General features: G+C 69.4%; 12 protein-coding genes and 1 pseudogene. 7 read left to right on the plus strand and 6 right to left on the minus strand.

Going from position 1 to position 15,120, the window contains the following annotated elements; genetic code table 11:
• Nucleotides 1-20 precede the first annotated feature (20 nt).
• From ABZ887_RS44950 to ABZ887_RS44960, 3 genes are all read right to left on the minus strand, one after another.
• On the minus strand, nt 21-1,478 hold the full coding sequence (locus ABZ887_RS44950) for an MFS transporter (RefSeq protein ID WP_361304168.1): 1,458 nt from the start codon (nt 1,476-1,478) through the stop codon (nt 21-23).
• Between the two features lie 729 nt (nt 1,479-2,207).
• Nucleotides 2,208-2,978 carry an SDR family oxidoreductase gene (locus ABZ887_RS44955; RefSeq protein ID WP_361304171.1) on the minus strand — a complete coding sequence of 257 codons (771 nt, stop codon included), beginning with the start codon at nt 2,976-2,978 and terminating at the stop codon, nt 2,208-2,210.
• A complete protein-coding gene (locus ABZ887_RS44960) occupies nt 2,975-4,513 on the minus strand; it encodes a long-chain fatty acid--CoA ligase (RefSeq protein WP_361304174.1) in 1,539 nt (512 codons plus the stop codon). Before ABZ887_RS44960 ends, ABZ887_RS44955 begins: the two co-directional genes overlap by 4 nt.
• 166 nt (nt 4,514-4,679) lie before the next feature.
• Here ABZ887_RS44960 and ABZ887_RS44965 point away from each other — a divergent pair, with 166 nt between their 5' ends.
• Genes ABZ887_RS44965 through ABZ887_RS44975 form a run of 3 tightly spaced genes read left to right on the plus strand, consistent with a single transcriptional unit; the run spans nt 4,680 to nt 7,700 of the window.
• Nucleotides 4,680-5,489, plus strand: a complete 810-nt coding sequence (locus ABZ887_RS44965) for an enoyl-CoA hydratase-related protein (RefSeq protein WP_361304177.1) — start codon at nt 4,680-4,682, stop codon at nt 5,487-5,489.
• Nucleotides 5,486-6,544 carry a 2,3-butanediol dehydrogenase gene (locus ABZ887_RS44970; protein ID WP_361304180.1) on the plus strand — a complete coding sequence of 353 codons (1,059 nt, stop codon included), beginning with the start codon at nt 5,486-5,488 and terminating at the stop codon, nt 6,542-6,544. Before ABZ887_RS44965 ends, ABZ887_RS44970 begins: the two co-directional genes overlap by 4 nt.
• Before the next feature lies 1 nt (nt 6,545).
• Complete coding sequence (locus ABZ887_RS44975; protein WP_361304183.1) at nt 6,546-7,700, plus strand: acyl-CoA dehydrogenase family protein; 1,155 nt, start codon at nt 6,546-6,548, stop codon at nt 7,698-7,700.
• Between the two features lie 52 nt (nt 7,701-7,752).
• On the opposite strand, the gene ABZ887_RS44980 is transcribed toward ABZ887_RS44975, so the two are convergent.
• Nucleotides 7,753-8,460 (minus strand): TetR/AcrR family transcriptional regulator, encoded by a 708-nt coding sequence (locus tag ABZ887_RS44980; protein ID WP_361304186.1) that lies wholly within the window; start codon nt 8,458-8,460, stop codon nt 7,753-7,755.
• Between the two features lie 129 nt (nt 8,461-8,589).
• Here ABZ887_RS44980 and ABZ887_RS44985 point away from each other — a divergent pair, with 129 nt between their 5' ends.
• The 3 genes from ABZ887_RS44985 to ABZ887_RS44995 all read left to right on the plus strand — a co-directional run bounded on the left by ABZ887_RS44985 (nt 8,590) and on the right by ABZ887_RS44995 (nt 12,814).
• Nucleotides 8,590-10,587 (plus strand): dehydrogenase E1 component subunit alpha/beta, encoded by a 1,998-nt coding sequence (locus ABZ887_RS44985; protein ID WP_361304189.1) that lies wholly within the window; start codon nt 8,590-8,592, stop codon nt 10,585-10,587.
• Nucleotides 10,588-10,940: 353 nt separating this feature from the next.
• Nucleotides 10,941-11,678: a TetR/AcrR family transcriptional regulator gene (locus ABZ887_RS44990; RefSeq protein ID WP_361304192.1), complete on the plus strand. Its 738-nt coding sequence runs from the start codon at nt 10,941-10,943 to the stop codon at nt 11,676-11,678.
• Between the two features lie 125 nt (nt 11,679-11,803).
• A complete protein-coding gene (locus ABZ887_RS44995) occupies nt 11,804-12,814 on the plus strand; it encodes a hypothetical protein (protein WP_361304195.1) in 1,011 nt (336 codons plus the stop codon).
• Nucleotides 12,815-12,889: 75 nt separating this feature from the next.
• On the opposite strand, the gene ABZ887_RS45000 is transcribed toward ABZ887_RS44995, so the two are convergent.
• Nucleotides 12,890-13,936, minus strand: coding sequence for a cyclase family protein (locus tag ABZ887_RS45000; RefSeq protein WP_361304198.1), 1,047 nt, complete (start codon nt 13,934-13,936; stop codon nt 12,890-12,892).
• A gap of 192 nt (nt 13,937-14,128) precedes the next feature.
• On the opposite strand from ABZ887_RS45000, the gene ABZ887_RS45005 reads away from it, so the two are divergent.
• The gene (locus ABZ887_RS45005) at nt 14,129-14,527 is read left to right on the plus strand and encodes a nuclear transport factor 2 family protein (RefSeq protein ID WP_361304201.1); all 399 of its coding nucleotides are present in this window, start codon (nt 14,129-14,131) and stop codon (nt 14,525-14,527) included.
• A gap of 56 nt (nt 14,528-14,583) precedes the next feature.
• Here the strand turns inward: ABZ887_RS45005 and ABZ887_RS45010 are convergent.
• Nucleotides 14,584-15,120, minus strand: a pseudogene (locus ABZ887_RS45010) (NAD(P)/FAD-dependent oxidoreductase); the annotation flags it as partial.

A 15,120-nucleotide genomic window follows, 5' to 3' on the forward strand; every position in this document is an offset into this window, starting at 1 on the left:
TATGCGGGAGCCCCGTGCGGTCAGGCCGCCTGACCGACCTCGGCGTCGTCGAGGCGCTCGGCCTTCGGGACCAGGGTGACCAGCAGTCCGCCCAGCGTGCAGCACCCGATGACCAGCCACATCCCGTTGGTGAAGCCCTTGTCGAGGTAGAACTGGGTTCCCTTGAGGACCATGCCGTGCTGCGCCATCACCACGTAGGCCAGCTGGGAGACGATGATCTGCATCACGCCCAGGGCCAGGTTCTGGGCGCCGTTGGCCAGCGCCTGCTCCTCGGGGCTGACGACCTCGATCACCATGATGGGCAGCACCGCGACGACCACACCGGTACCGAGTCCCGCGACCACGCCCCAGGAGATGATCTGGGCGGCGGTCGAGTGGTACTGCGTGCCGATGCCGTAGCCGATGACGGCCAGGGCGACACCCAGGGCCAGCAGGATCCGGCTGTCCATGCGGCGGGCGACGGCTCCGGTACCGATCGCGCCCACGATGATCATGGCGCTGATCGGGCTCGTGACGATGGCGTTGTGCTCTCCGGTCCAGCCCAGTCCGTCGGAGACGTGCGGGATCTTCGGCATCAGGATCAGCAGCTGGATCACCACGCCGACCGCGTTGAGCGCACCGGCCGCGATCGCGGTGGCCAGCAGGGCGGCCCACACCGGCCGGCGGCGCACCATGGTCAGCGGGAACAGCGGCTCGGCGACCCGGCGTTCGACGAGCAGGAACACGACGAGCGCGGCCGCGGCGGCGACCATGTAGCCGATGAACTTGCCGCTGCTCCAGCCCCAGTCCGAGCCCTCGCCCACGCCGTAGATGATGAGGGTCACCCCGCCGCCGAGGAGGATGCCGCCGACCCAGTCCATCCGGCCGCCCCGTTCGCGCACCGGGCTCTCCGGGACGAGAAGGGCCACCAGGACGAAGCTCACGGCCGTGCTGACGGCCATGAACCACAGGACGCCGCGGAAGCCGTGGTTGTCGAGCAGCCAGCCGGACAGGAACGGTCCGCCGAAGGCGACCAGGCCCACACCGCCCGCCATGATGCCGTTGGCGAGCCCGACCCACCGGCGCGGGAATATGTCGCGCGTGATGGCGTAGCCGAGCGGGGTGGCCGCGGTGTAGATGCCGGCGATGCCGCGCCCGATCAGCAGGGTGCGGTAGTCGGTGGCCATGGCGGCCACCAGGTCCCCGGCGAAGCCCAGGCCGGTGGCGACGAGCAGCGCGCGCCGCTTGCCGAACAGTGCCGCCCCCTTGACCACGAAGGGCAGGAAGAACGTGCCCGTCAGCAGGGTCATCAGGGTGAACCAGGCGATCTGGGTGGTCTGGAAGTGGATCGCGATCGCGGCCTGGGTGGTGCCGGAGAGGGCGGCGACGAGCGACACCAGCTGGACCGACCACAGCAGCGCGGCGACGATGAGCCCGTTGCGCGTGGCGGAGCGGGATCTCTCCGGGGTCTGGGGTGGCGTGATCTGTGTCTGGGACATGGAAGGCCTTCCGAGGGTGAACGGAGGTTCGGGGTGCGGCTCCGGTCCAGGCGGCCTTGGCGGACGTCCGGCGCAGGATCGGTCCCGGGGGGATCGTGCCGTTGCGTGTGGCCGCGACCCCGGAGGAGGGTGCGGCCGGTGCACGGCCTTGTGCTGTGTGTCGAGGCGGACCGGCGGGCTTGCACGGAGTCCCGCCGGTTGTGTGCCGACGCCGAGCCGCGGCTCAGGTCGGCGAGGGCTTCGACGGCCCGCTTCAGCCGGTGAGTCGGCCGGGTGGGACGTGGTCGGAGCGCTGGGACGCGGGAACGGCTGCGCGGTGTACCGGCCCGTGGGACGTCCGAGAGGTGCCGGCCGGCCCGGTTGCGCGGGTGGCTCGGCGTGACGGTGCTGCGTGTTCCGGTTGGGTGGCCCGGGTGCGGGAAGGGAAGTCGGTGCTCCCGATCAGCGCATGATCTTCGTTGAACATACGGGTCTCTCCTGGCAGCAGCGATGCGGCTGCCGGTAAAGTAGACCCAACGGTCGGTACAATCAATCGGTTGGTCAAGAAAAAGTGTGCGAGCCGGCGGAAATCATTCGCCGGAGATCACCACTCAGCCCTGTGACCTGCGACTTCTTGGTCTTGGGAGCGCTCGGGCCCCTTGATCGCGTTCGGCGCATGGCTGAGGGACGGTTCACCGACCGTCCCTCAGCCATGCGTATGCGGTTGTGTTCCGGGCTCCTCGCGTCGGGCTACCAGGCCGTCCAGCCGCCGTCCACGGTGACCGTGGTGCCGGTGACGTACCGGGAGGCGTCCGAGGCGAGGAACACCACGGCGCCGCCCAGCTCGTGGGCCTCGCCGACCCGGCCCAGCGGGGTGCCGCCCACGATGCGCTCGCCCCAGCGGCTGTCCAGCAGGCCCGAGCTCAGGTCGGTGCGGAAATAGCCGGGTGCGAGGGCGTTGACCCGCACCCCGCGGTCCGCCCACTCGACGGCGAGCGACTTGGTGAGGGCCTCGACCCCGCCCTTGCTGGCGGCGTACGCGGCGATCCGTTCGAAGCCGGTGCCGGCGTGCACCGACGTGACGTTGATGATCGAGCCGGACCCCTGCTCCAGCATGACCTTGCCGGCCTCGCGGCAGCAGTAGAAGGTGCCCGCCAGGTTGATGTCGAGGACCTGCTGCCAGGCCTCGTCCGTGACCTTCTCGCTCCGGGTGAAGTGCGGGCTGACACCGGCGCAGTTCACCACCGCGTCGAGGCGGCCGGCCCACTCGGTGATCCGGCCCACCGCGGTCCGCACTGTGTCCGAATCGGCCACGGAGCCCGGCAGTACGAGGACCTTGCCCCCGTGGACGGCCAGCTCGGCGGCCAGCCGCTCCAGGTCGTCGGCCGTGCGGGCCGTCACGGCCAGGGTCGCCCCGGCCTGCGAGAGGGCCACGGCCATGGCCCTGCCGAGCCCCTTCCCGGCGCCGGTCACCCAGACCGTCCGGCCGTCGAGCCGCAGATCGTTCATCACGTCAGTCATGCCTGGACCTCCGTCGGCAGGTCGCGCAGGTTGCGCTTGAGCACCTTCCCCGAGGGGGTGCGCGGGAGTACGTCGACGACGTCGAAACGGGCGGGCACCTTGAACTTGGCCAGCCGCGCCTGGCAGAACTCCCGGAGCTCCTCCGCCTCGGCTTTCGTCCCGGGCCGGAAGACCACGAAGGCGCGCGGCACCTCTCCCCATCGGGGGTGGGCGAGGCCGACCACGGCGGCCTCCAGGACGGCCGGATGCTCGTACAGGACGCGTTCCACCTCGGGTGTGGCGATGTTCTCGCCGCCGGAGACGATCATGTCCTTCTTGCGGTCGTCGATGTAGAGGAAGCCGTCCTCGTCGAGGTGACCTATGTCCCCCGTGTGGAACCAGCCGTCCCTCAGCGCCGCCGCCGTCGCCTTCTCGTCCCGCCAGTAGCCCGCGAAGACCTTCGGCCCCCGCAGCGCGATCTCGCCGAGCTCGCCGGCCGGCGCCTCCCGGCCGTTGTCGTCGACGATCCGGATCCGGGTGTGCGGGACCGGACGGCCGACCGAGCCCAGTTTCGACAGGCAGTGCTCGCGGTCGAGAAAGGTGTCGCCGGAGACCGTCTCGGTGAGCCCGTAGGCGTCCGCGAACCAGGCGTTGGGGAAGGCGGTCATGACGCGCCGGAGCACGGGTTCGGGGGTCTTCTCGCCACCTCCCAGCACGAAGCGGACCGAGGTGGTGTCGTAGGACTCGCGGCCGGGCACCTCCAGCACGGAGTTGACCATGGCGGGGGCGAGCCACAGGTTGGTGACGCGCTGCTCCTCGATCGCCCTGAGGACGCCCAGTGCGTCGAACTTGCGCTGGAGGACGACCTTGCCACCCGCGTACAGGACACCGAGCGCCGGCATGTCCAGGCCGCCCACGTGGTACAGCGGGCCGCACACCAGTGTGGTGTCCGCGGCGGTCAGTCCGAAGTGGACGATGTGCGCCAGGTTCTTCGCCTGCAGGTTCCCGTAGGTGATGCACACGCCCTTCGGCCGCGAGGTGGTGCCGGAGGTGTACATCAGCCGTTGCAGGTCGCCCGGCTCCACGTCCACGGGATCCACCGAGGCGCCCCGGTGCCGGGCAAGCAGCCCCTCGTAACTGCTCCACCCGGGACCGGTGGAGCCGTCCTCGACCCGGATGCGGTGGTGCAGTCCGGTCAGCACGGGGGCGATCCGGTCCACCGCCGGGACGAACTCCGGCTCCGTCACGATCACCTTGGCCCGGGAGTGGTCCAGGATGTACTGCCATTCGTCCTCCGACAGCCGGTAGTTCAGCGGCAGGAAGACCGCGCCGATCCGGTTGACGGCGTACACCAGCTCCAGGAACTCCGGCCGGTTGTAGAGCAGCAGTCCGACGATGTCACCTCGGCCCACGCCGAGCGCGGTCAGACCGGCCGCCAGCTCGTTGACCCTTCGATGTAGCTCGCGCACCGTCAGGTGTCGTTCGTCCTGTACGACCGCCACGGCCTCGGGTCGCTGTGCCGAGTGGTAGTCGAGGATGCTCGCGAAATTGTCCACGGCGACTCTCTTGTTCGGTGACCGGCATTGTCCCGACCGGTCGGTTGCCCGCTGCAAAGTTTTCGTGTACCCATTGGTCTATAAAACTGGTAGCCGCACTTTACGACGCTCCGCTGCCACCGACAACCGCCGTGAGGGGCGGTTTCCGCCGAGAAGGGGGTTTTCCGTGTCACGTATCCGTCTGGAGGCGCATGGGCCGGTCGTCGTGCTTCGGCTGGCCAACCCGCCGCTGAACGCGTTCGACTCGGTGCAGCGCCAGGAGCTCGCGGCCGCCGCGCGTGACCTGGCGGACGCCGGCGACGTACGGGCCGTGGTGCTCTACGGCGGGGAACGGCTGTTCGCGGCCGGTGCTGACATCAAGGCCCTGGCCGCCATGGGACCCCAGGAGGTACGCGGCTGGAACCGAGCCCTGCAGCGGACCTTCGACGAGGTCGCCCGGCTGCCGATGCCGGTGGTGGCGGGGATCACCGGATACGCGCTCGGCGGCGGCCTGGAGCTGGCACTGTGCGCCGATTACCGGGTGGCGGCCGAGGACTCGGTGCTCGGACAGCCCGAGGTGCTGCTCGGCATCATCCCCGGCTCGGGCGGCACCCAGCGGCTCACCCGGCTGCTCGGCCCCGCTCGGAGCAAGAACCTTTTGATGACCGGCCGCAGCGTCCGGTCGGAGGAGGCGCTGCGGATCGGGCTCGTGGACGAGGTCGTCCCGGGCGACCAGGTGCTCGCGGCCGCGCTCTCCTACGCACGGACGCTGGCCGAGGGACCGGCCGCGGCCCTGGAGGCGATCAAGGAAGCCGTGGACCACGGCGCCGATGCCGCCGTGTCCACCGGTCTCGCGCTGGAGCGGTCCCTGTTCACGGGCGTCTTCGGCACGGCGGACGCGGCGACCGGACTCCGTTCCTTCATCGAACACGGCCCGGGCAAGGCGACGTTCGGTGGCGACACGGACCACGACGACACGAAGGAGCGGGAGGCATGAAGGCACTGCGCTGGCACGGTGCGGGAGACCTGCGGCTTGAGGAGGTGTCCGATCCGCCGCCCCCGAAGCCGCACGAGGCGGTCGTCGAGGTCTCCTGGTGCGGAGTGTGCGGCACCGACCTGCACGAGTTCCTCGAAGGCCCGCACATGATCCGCAGCGGCCCGCATCCGCTGACCGGGGCCCGGCCGCCGCTGGCCCTCGGACACGAGTTCAGCGGAACGGTGCTCGCCCTGGGCAGCGAGGTGTCCGGAATCCAGGTCGGTGACCGGGTGACCGCCGACCCGGTCTGGCGCTGCGGCACCTGCTACTGGTGCGTGCGCGGCGAGTACCACATCTGCCCCAAGAGCGGCTCCGTCGGACTCGCCTCTCCGGGCGGGTTCGCCGACCGCGTCACCGTGCCCCTGGCCGGGCTGACCCGCCTGCCCGACAACGTCACCGACGAGATGGCCGCGCTGGCGGAACCGCTCGCGGTCGGCCTGCACGCGGTCACCCGGGCGGGCGTCGGCCCCGGTGACAACGTCCTGGTGGTCGGCGGCGGGCCGATCGGCTTCGCCGTCGTGCTCGCCGCCCGGCTCGCCGGAGCGGCCGGCCTCTATGTGAGCGAGCCGCTCAAGGAACGCCGGGAGAAGCTCCTGGACCTCGGTGTGACCGAGGCCTTCGACCCCCGGGAGACGGACGTACGGCGCGAGGTGTTCCTGCGTACCGGCCGCATCGGCCCGGACGTGGTGATCGACGCGACCGGGGTGGCCTCGCTCGCTTCCCAGGCGGTCGCCACCGTCCGGCGCGGGGGCCGGGTCGTCCTCGCCGGCGTCGGCCACGGCAACGTCGAGATCGACATGGGGCAACTCGTCTTCTACGAACGGTCCGTGCTCGGCACCCTCGGCTACAACTTCGACATCCCCCGGGTCATCGACCTGATGAGCACCGGGCGCCTGGACGCCTCGGCGCTGCTGACCGGGCGACGTTCACTGGACGAGGGCGCGGAGGTCTTCGCGGACCTGGCCAGGGACCGGGCCTCTCATCTCAAGGTTCTGCTGACTCCGAAGGGACTGTGACATGGATTTCGACCTGCCTGAAGAGACGCAGGCGCTGCAGCAGATGGTCTGCGAGTTCGCCGCTCGCGAGATCACGCCGCACGCCGCCGAGTGGTCCGAGAACGAACAGTTCCCCACCCACATCTTCACCAAGCTCGGCGAACTCGGGTTGATGGGCATGCTCGTGCCCGAGGAGTACGGCGGCGCCGGATCCGACATGGTGTCCTACGTGGCGGTGATGGAGGAACTGGGCGCGGCCGACCAGTCCGTCGCCTCGACATGGAACGCGCACTCCACGATCGCCACCCTGCCGCTGCTCGCCTACGGCACCGAGGAGCAGAAGCACCGCTGGCTGGCTCCGTTGGCACGGGGCGAGGCCCTCGGCGCCTTCGGCCTGACCGAGCCCGGCGCCGGCTCCGACGCGGCCGGCATCGCCACCACCGCCCGCCGGGCGGACGGGGGCTGGGTGATCAACGGCACCAAGATGTTCATCACCAACGCCGGTACGGACATCAGCCAGGGCGTGACCCTGCTGGCGGTGACCGGACGCGACGGCGAAGGCCGCAAGCAGTTCGCGACGTTCTACGTGCCGACGGACACGCCCGGATACACCGTGGGCCGCAAGCTGAAGAAGCTCGGCTGGCACGCGATGGACACCCGCGAACTCGTCTTCACCGACTGCTTCGTGCCGGACGACCACCTGATCGGCGAGGAGGGCGGGGGGCTGCGCCAGTTCCTGTCCGTGCTGGACAAGGGCCGGATCAGCGTGGCCGCGCTCAGCATGTCGCTGGCGAAGGCGGCGCTCGCGCTCGCGGTCCAGCACGCCAGGGAACGCGAGCAGTTCGGGCGCCCGCTCGCTGCCTTCCAGGCCGTGGCCCACAAGATCGCCGACATCGGCACGGAGTTCGAGGCCGCCCGGTGCATGGTCTACCGCGCCGCCTGGCTCGCCGACCAGGGGCGCCCGCACGCCACGGAGTCGGCGATGGCGAAGCTGTACGCCTCCGAGGTCGCCAACCGCGCGGCCTCCCAGGCGGTACAGATCCACGGCGGCTACGGGTACATGCGCGAGTCGGAGATCTCACGCTTCTACGCCGACGCGAAGATCCTGGAGATCGGCGAGGGCACGAACGAGATCCAGCGCAATGTCATCGCCAGGGATCTGGTCCGGCGGGGGTGAGTCCCGGGGCTGCTCCCTCCGGCGGTGGTATGTCACACACCGCCGGACCGGATCAGCCTCCCACCGGGACCGGCGTCCAGCCGGTCTCCGGGTCCAGCGGGAGTCCGGGCCGCTCGCGCTTGAACGCCTCGGCCCGTTCCTCGGCGGCCTGCAGAACATGGTCGGCCGCCCCGAATCCCCGGAACAGGGTCGCGCAGTACTCGCGGGCGAGGAAGGGCGGATCCCAGGAGCCGTCGGTCCGCACCCATTGGTAGGTGTGATTGTGCAGATTGAGGAATTGCAGGGTCGCCAGCCGGGGCTGGACCGCCCGGATCATGTCCTGCTCGGCGGCCTCGTCGAGCATCCCGGAGACGAGCCGCTCGAACTCCGAGCGCTGCCGCAACACGGTGTCCAGCTCCTCCCCGCCGAGGCTGCGGTAGTCGTGCTCGTAGACCCAGATGTGGTCGAGTCGATGGAAGATGATCGTCAGCATCGACTCGGACAGCAGCCGCAGCCGCGTCAGCGGGGACTCGTCGAGCCCGGCGACCTGTCGCGCGCGGTTCAGCAGCGGCTCGAGCACCCGCGACTGGATCTCGATCAGCAGGTTTTCCTTCGAGCCGATGTAGTAGTACAGCGCACCCTTGGCGAGCCCGACCGCCCGGCCCAGGTCGTTGACGGAGGTCGCGGCGTAGCCCTGACGGGCGAACAGCTCGGCTGCCGTGTCGATGATCCCCTGACGTCTGACCTCGAAGTCGGGACCGTGTCCTGGCGGTCGCGGCATCCGCATCTCCCCTTCTCGTGCGGCAGCGCTCCGACGGGATCTCCGGTTCGCTGGACCGACCAGTACATTAAATGATGGCCGAGGCGGCGCCGTTGGCGCATCGCCTGCGTGAGTGTAGCGAGGACGCACATGACTGTGGCACCGCAGATCACCGGCGTGGAATCCACGCATGCGAATGAACTCCTGGAAATGTACCGGCGGATGAGCCGCATCCGCCGGTTCGAGCAGCGGGCCTCGGAGCTCTACAAGGCCACCGAGATCCCCGGCTTCCTGCACCTGTCGATCGGCCAGGAGGCCTCCGCCGTCGGCGCCTGCTGGCCGCTCCGTGCCAGCGACGGGATCACCTCCACCCACCGCGGCCACGGGCATGTCCTGGCCAAGGGGCTGGATGTGGCTCCGATGATGGCGGAGCTCATGGGCAAGGACGCCGGCACCTGCCATGGCCGCGGGGGCTCCATGCACATCGCCGACCCCGGTCTGGGCATCTTCGGCGCCAACGGCATAGTCGGCGCGGGCCTGCCCATCGCCGCAGGCGCGGCCACCGCGGCCAAACTGCGTGCCGCCGGCGATGTCGTGGTGGCGTTCTTCGGGGACGGGGCGGTCGCCCAGGGCATGTTCCACGAGGCCGTCAACCTGGCCGCCGTATGGGATCTGCCCGTCGTCTTCCTCTGCGAGAACAACCACTACTCGGAGTTCTCCCCGGCCTCCGAACAGCACCGCGCGCCGCTCTCCGCCCGGGCCGCCGGCTACGGCATCGGATACGCGCGGATCGACGGCAACGACGTACTGGCCGTGGCCGGGATGATGACCGACGTGGTGGAGCGGATCCGGCAGGGCGGCGGTCCGGTCCTGGTGGAGGCCGAGACCTACCGCTGGCACGGCCACTACGAGGGCGACCCGCAGCGCTACCGCAGTGCCGAGGAGGTCGCCGAGGCCAAGGAACGCGACCCGCTGCTCGTGGCCCGCCGGCACCTGGCGGCCGCCGGGGTGAGCGAGGCCCAGGTCGACGTGGTGGACGACGAGATCGACAAGGAGATCACGGCGGCGGTCGAGTGGGCACGGAGCCTGCCCGAGCCCGCCCCCGAGACCCTCCACGACTTCGTCTCGGCGCCGCGGGCCGTGATCGCCGAACCGGCCCCGCTCCCGGCCGACGCCGAGATCTTCCGCTCGATGGACGCCGTACGCCTCGCCCTGGAGCACGAACTCGCCGCGGATCCCTCGGTCTTCGTGGCCGGTATCGACGTGGGCGCGGGCGGCAACGTCTTCGGGCTCACCCGCGGTCTGGCGCAGGCGTTCCCCGGCCGGGTCCGGGACACCCCGATCAGCGAGAGCGCCATCCTCGGTACGGCGGTGGGAGCGGCCATGGCCGGCATGAAGCCGGTCGTCGAGATCATGTACATGGACTTCATCGGCGTCTGTCTCGACATGCTGCTCAACCAGGCCGCCAAGCTCCGCTTCATGACCGGCGGACGCGCCTCGATGCCCCTCGTCGTACGCACCCAGTTCGGCGCGGGCCGCTCCTCGGGCAGTCAGCACTCCCAGAGCCTCGAAGCCATCCTGGCGCACATCCCGGGTCTGACCGTGGTCATGCCCTCCACCCCCGCCGACACCTACGGGTTGCTCCGCGCCGCCATCCAGGACCCGAACCCGGTCGTGTTCGTCGAGAACCGCCTCCAGTACGGCTTCAAGGGCCCGCGCCCCGCGGCCGACCACCTGATCCCGCTGGGCAAGGCCAAGGTCGTCCGCGAGGGCACCGACATCACGCTGGTCTCCTGGTCCCGGATGGTCCAGGACTGTCTCGCGGCCGCCGAGCAACTGGCCGCCGAGGGCGTCAGCGTCGAGGTCGTCGACCTGCGCACCATCGCCCCGCTGGACCGCGAGACCGTCCTCGCGTCTCTGGCCAAGACCAACCGCCTCGTCATCGCCCACGAAGCGGTACGGGACTTCGGCGTCGGAGCCGAACTGTCCGCCCTCGCCGTCGACGAGGGGTTCTGGCACCTGGACGCCCCCGTCACCCGCGTGGCGCCGCCGGCGATGCCGGCTCCGTACGCGCCGTCCCTGGAGCGTGCCTGGCTGCCCTCGCGCGACGCGATCGCCGAGACACTGCGCCGCATCGCCGCGGTCTGAAGACAAAGATGCCTCCGGGAAATCTCCCGGAGGCATCTTTGTTACTGAAGTCCGAACCCGGTCCGGTTGAATCGGCAGGACCCCACGGTAGGACCGGCGGTGAGGTATGACCTCACCCCGTTGGACTAATCGAATTGTAGTGAAGCGGAAACGGGAGGTCAATGATTCACTGAATCGGAATCCGGGTGGCGGATCAGTAATAGACCGCCAGGTCTAAAAACAAAGGAGAGTTGTTGCGTGACCTGCGGACGGGTGTGGTGCGGCGACGGCCTCGGCGTCGTTTCCCCGCGCCGCAATCCAAGATCCGGAACGGCACTTCGATCATCGAACCCAAGCCTCTAGACTGCGGAGTCATGGCAAGACCACCAGGGCACGGACCGGGATACGAGATCAAGCGGCAGGAGATTATCGACAAGGCGGCCGCACTGTTCGCCAAGAAGGGCTACGCCGCGACCGGTATCGCGGAGGTGGGTGATGTCGCGGGGCTGGCCAGAGGCGCGCTGTACTACTACATCGGCTCGAAGGAACATCTCCTCGTCGAGATCCAGGACCGGGTGATGCGCCCGATGCTCGCCAACGTGCATCGGATCGCCGCCCTGGACGAGGACCCGGTGCTCCGGCTCCGGATGCTGTCCCAGACGCTTCTGGAGAACATCCTGGCCCGGCTCGACCACGTCTGGGTCTACGAGCACGACTACCGGAACCTGCGCGGGGCCAACCGCGCGCGACTGCTGGACCAGCGTCGTGAGTTCGAGGACGTCGTCCAGCGCCTGCTGGAGGCCGCCATGGAGGAAGGGTCCTTCCGGAAGCTCGATCCACGGCTCGCCACCCTGCAGTTCCTCAACATGCACAACCACACCTACCAGTGGATCAACCCTTCCGGCGAGTGGGATGCGGGCTACCTCTCGCGCGAGTACTGCGCGACCCTGTTCCGGGGCTTCGCCAGCCCCGGCAACGGTTTCGACGACCTCGAAGACCGTATGTGTGAGTTCCTCGCCAAGAGGGAGACCGCCACCCCCGAGCCGATCACCCGGGCCAAGGGGTCCGGTCGGGCGCCGTCGCCGCGCCGTCGGCCGGCGCGTAACGGCTGATTGCCACTGCTCCGAGCATTGCCTCGCGCCGCGAGGGCCGGGTACTGTGTCGGCGTTTTAAATCGCCGACCGATCGGTCTAATCCCCGCTGAGCAGTGGACGACTGCTCTGCACGTGGAGGATCCATGACTGGACTGACGAACGTTCCCGGCGGAGAGGCTCTGCGCGCGAGGGGCCGGCAGGCGCACGGGGTGCGCCGGCCGGCCGAGGTCGACATGCTGGTGATCGGGGCCGGAACGACGGGCCTCTACCAGCTCTACCGTGCGCGTGCCGAGGGCTTCTCCGCGGTGCTGCTGGAGGCCGGCCTCGGCGTCGGCGGCATCTGGTACTGGAACGACTCCTTCGAAGCCCACTTCGAGACGGACGCCGGCATGCGCGGGCATCTCTTCTCGGCGGAGCTGGGAGCGGGGCGGGAGCGGCTGCCCGAAGACGCCGGCCAGCCGGAGATCGAGCGCTACCTCAACCACCTGGTCGATCGCCACGAACTCCGCGGTGACATCCGGTTGGGCGCCAGGGTCCGCTCCGCGGTGTACGACGATCCGACAGGGACGTGGACGGTACGGACCGGCGGCGGGACCGAATACCGGGCGCGCTATGTGGTGGCCGCCACCGGAGTCCTGCCCGTGCCGCTGTCGGAGACCGCCGGCGGCGGCCGTGGTGCGGGCGGCGCGCACGGCTCCGGATCAGGGGTGTTCAGTGACATCGGCGTGTGCGGTGGCGGCATCCTCACGCTCGGCGAGCGCGCACTCGGCGGCGCGCTCACACGGCTCGGGGTGCGCGGGCGGGACGGACTGCGGCTCTCCGGCTACTGGGCGGACGGCCCGCGCACCTACCTCGGCGTGATGACCGCGGGCTTCCCGAACTTCTTCTTCCCCGGCGGACCGCACAGCGTGCCCGAGGACCCCCGGCACCCGGGCGACCAGGTGGACTTCGTCACCGGAGCGCTCCTGCACGCCCGCGACAGCGGACGTGAGGTCGTGGAGGTGGGGCTGGCGGCCGAGGAGGAATGGACGGATCTGGTGCGCGGCACCCTGGTGTCGTCGCTCCTGGACGTCGGCCGGCCCCGGGACTCCCGGTCGGCCCTGGCCGGCGCCTTCGGGGCCTTCATCTTCTCCGAGGCCGGCCGGGCCGCCTGAGGCCACGCGCAGCGATGCCCCAGAACCGGGGTTCTGGGGCATCACGTGGGCGTCGGGGGGTGTGACTGCCCGTTGTCAGACGGTGGCGATGGGGGTGAGGGGGCTGCCTTGTGTGCCGGGGAGGTTGAGGGGTGGTGCGGTGAGGAGGAAGCGGGTGCGGTTGTGCTGGCGGAGCCAGGTGGCGAGGTCGTGGAGGTACCAGAGTTCGCCGAGGGGGACGCCGAGTTTGAAGAGGCAGAGGTGGTGGATGGGCAGGAGGGTGTGGGGGCCCTGGGCCTGGGTGACGCCGACGCCTTCGACGGCGTAGTTGTCGGAGATGAGTGCGGAGATCTGGGACTGGGTGATCCAGTCGAGGAGGTCGGGGTCGTCGGCGTCGAGGTAGGCGGCGGTCTGGTGGATGGCGACGGGGTCGGGGTTCTTGCCCCAGGCGAGGATCTGGGTGGCGAAGCCGGTGTGGAGCAGGAGCATGTCGCCGGGTTCGACGGTGACGTTGTCCGCGGTCATGATTTCTTGGAGCTGTTTGAAGTTGACGGGCTGGTAGCCGGTGCCGAGGTGGTGGGCGATGTCGATGAGGACGCCGCGGCCCTGGACGCCGTGTTCGGCCATGTGTTCCATGCCGAGGTGGTGGGCGTGGCTGAGGCTGCCGCTGCCGTCGTTCTTGACGTTTTCCTGGGGTCCGGTGATGTCGGTGTGGGCGCGGTAGCCGTTGTAGTAGAGGGGTTCGGGGATGCCGTCGCCGTCGGCGTCGAATTCGGCGCCCTGGTGGGCGAGGGCGTCCCACTGGGTGGAGTACTGGAGCCAGAGGGTGACGACGTCGTCGGACCAGACGTCGATGAGTGAGGGGTCGATCTGTTCGCGGGCGACGACGTTGTAGAAGACGTCCTGCTTGTGGGCGAGGTCCTCGGTGGGGCGCAGGATCGGGGGGTAGCGTCGCTGGTTCATGGCCGAGCCGCCGGGGTAGTCGAGCGGCAGGCTCAGGCTGAAGGTGAGGCCGTGCTCGACCTCGCGCACGCCCTGGAGGACCTTCTCCTTGGTGAGCAGGTTGATCCGGCCCAGCTCGTCGTCGTCACCCCAGTCGCCCCAGGTCGAGCCCGGCGGCCGCTGCTTCCAACGCTTCGTCACGATAAACGCCTCCTCCGTCGACGTCCCTGTCGACTGTTGCGGTCATGTTATTGAGTTTGTACCACTCGGTCAATGAAATCCGTCGGTACTTTCTTGTGGCTCGGAACAGTTTTTCTGCCGCGAGAATGGACTGAGCGGTCGAAATGAGGTACACCATGCTCTGCAAGTCACTGTCAGGACTGGGAGCCATCCATGAGCGAAACCTCTTACGCCGCGACCGCCGCCGGTGTGCGGGCCACCATCGGCGCGCACACCCAGGCGCAGGACGCCGGCCGCACCGACGAGATCGTCGCCCTGTACACGTCCGACGCCGTTCTGGAGGTGCCGGGCATGGACTCCTTGGAGGGGCGCGAGGCGATCCGCCAGGCGTTCAAGGGATGGGAGCCCACGCTGCCCCAGCTCCACATGGTCACCAACACGGTCGTGACCCCGGCCGGCGAGGACGAGGCGACCGCGGTGAGTGACGTGGTGTTCTTCCAGCGCGGTGAGTCGGGCTGGGCGGTGCAGATCACCGGCCGGTACGTCGACACGCTGAGGCAGGCCGACGGGAAGTGGTTCTTCCTGCGCAGGGCCACCACTTACCAGGTCTGACGGGTCCGATGCCGGGCCGGCTCCACGGGAGGCGGCCCGGCATCGCCGTGCCAGGATCAGGCGTTGGCTGTGGTGCCTGTCTTGGTGAGGTCGAAGGTGTTGAAGTCGTTGTTCTTGACTTCTGTGATGAGTTCTTGGAGTTTCCAGCGGCCGGTGGGGTTGAGGAGTTGGCTGACGGCTTTGCCGGGGATGTTGGAGCCGTAGAAGTAGCTGGCTTTCTGGAAGATGGACATGGTGTCGCTGTTGTTCATGAGGTCGGTCCAGTCCTTCTCCGCGGATGCCTTGGGCTCGATCACGTCGTGGCCGGACTCGCGTGTGTGGAGGATGGCGTCGTGGGTGAAGTCGGCTTGGTCGCCGGCGTAGCGGGGGTTGTTGCCGAGGGCGCCGTGGGGGCCGCCGGGGAAGAAGAAGTTGGGGAAGCCTGTGGTGGCGATGCCGAGGTAGGTGCGGGGGCCGTCGGCCCAGTATTCCTCCAGGGGCAGGCCGCCTCGGCCGCGGACGCCGAGGCGGTTGAGGGCGCCGGTGCCGAAGTCGTAGCCGGTGCCCCAGATGATGATGTCGTATTCGTGCAGGCCCTTGGGGGTCTCGATGCC

The sequence above is a fragment of the Streptomyces sp. NPDC047061 genome (assembly GCF_040643955.1).
Taxonomy (GTDB): Bacteria; Actinomycetota; Actinomycetes; order Streptomycetales; family Streptomycetaceae; genus Streptomyces.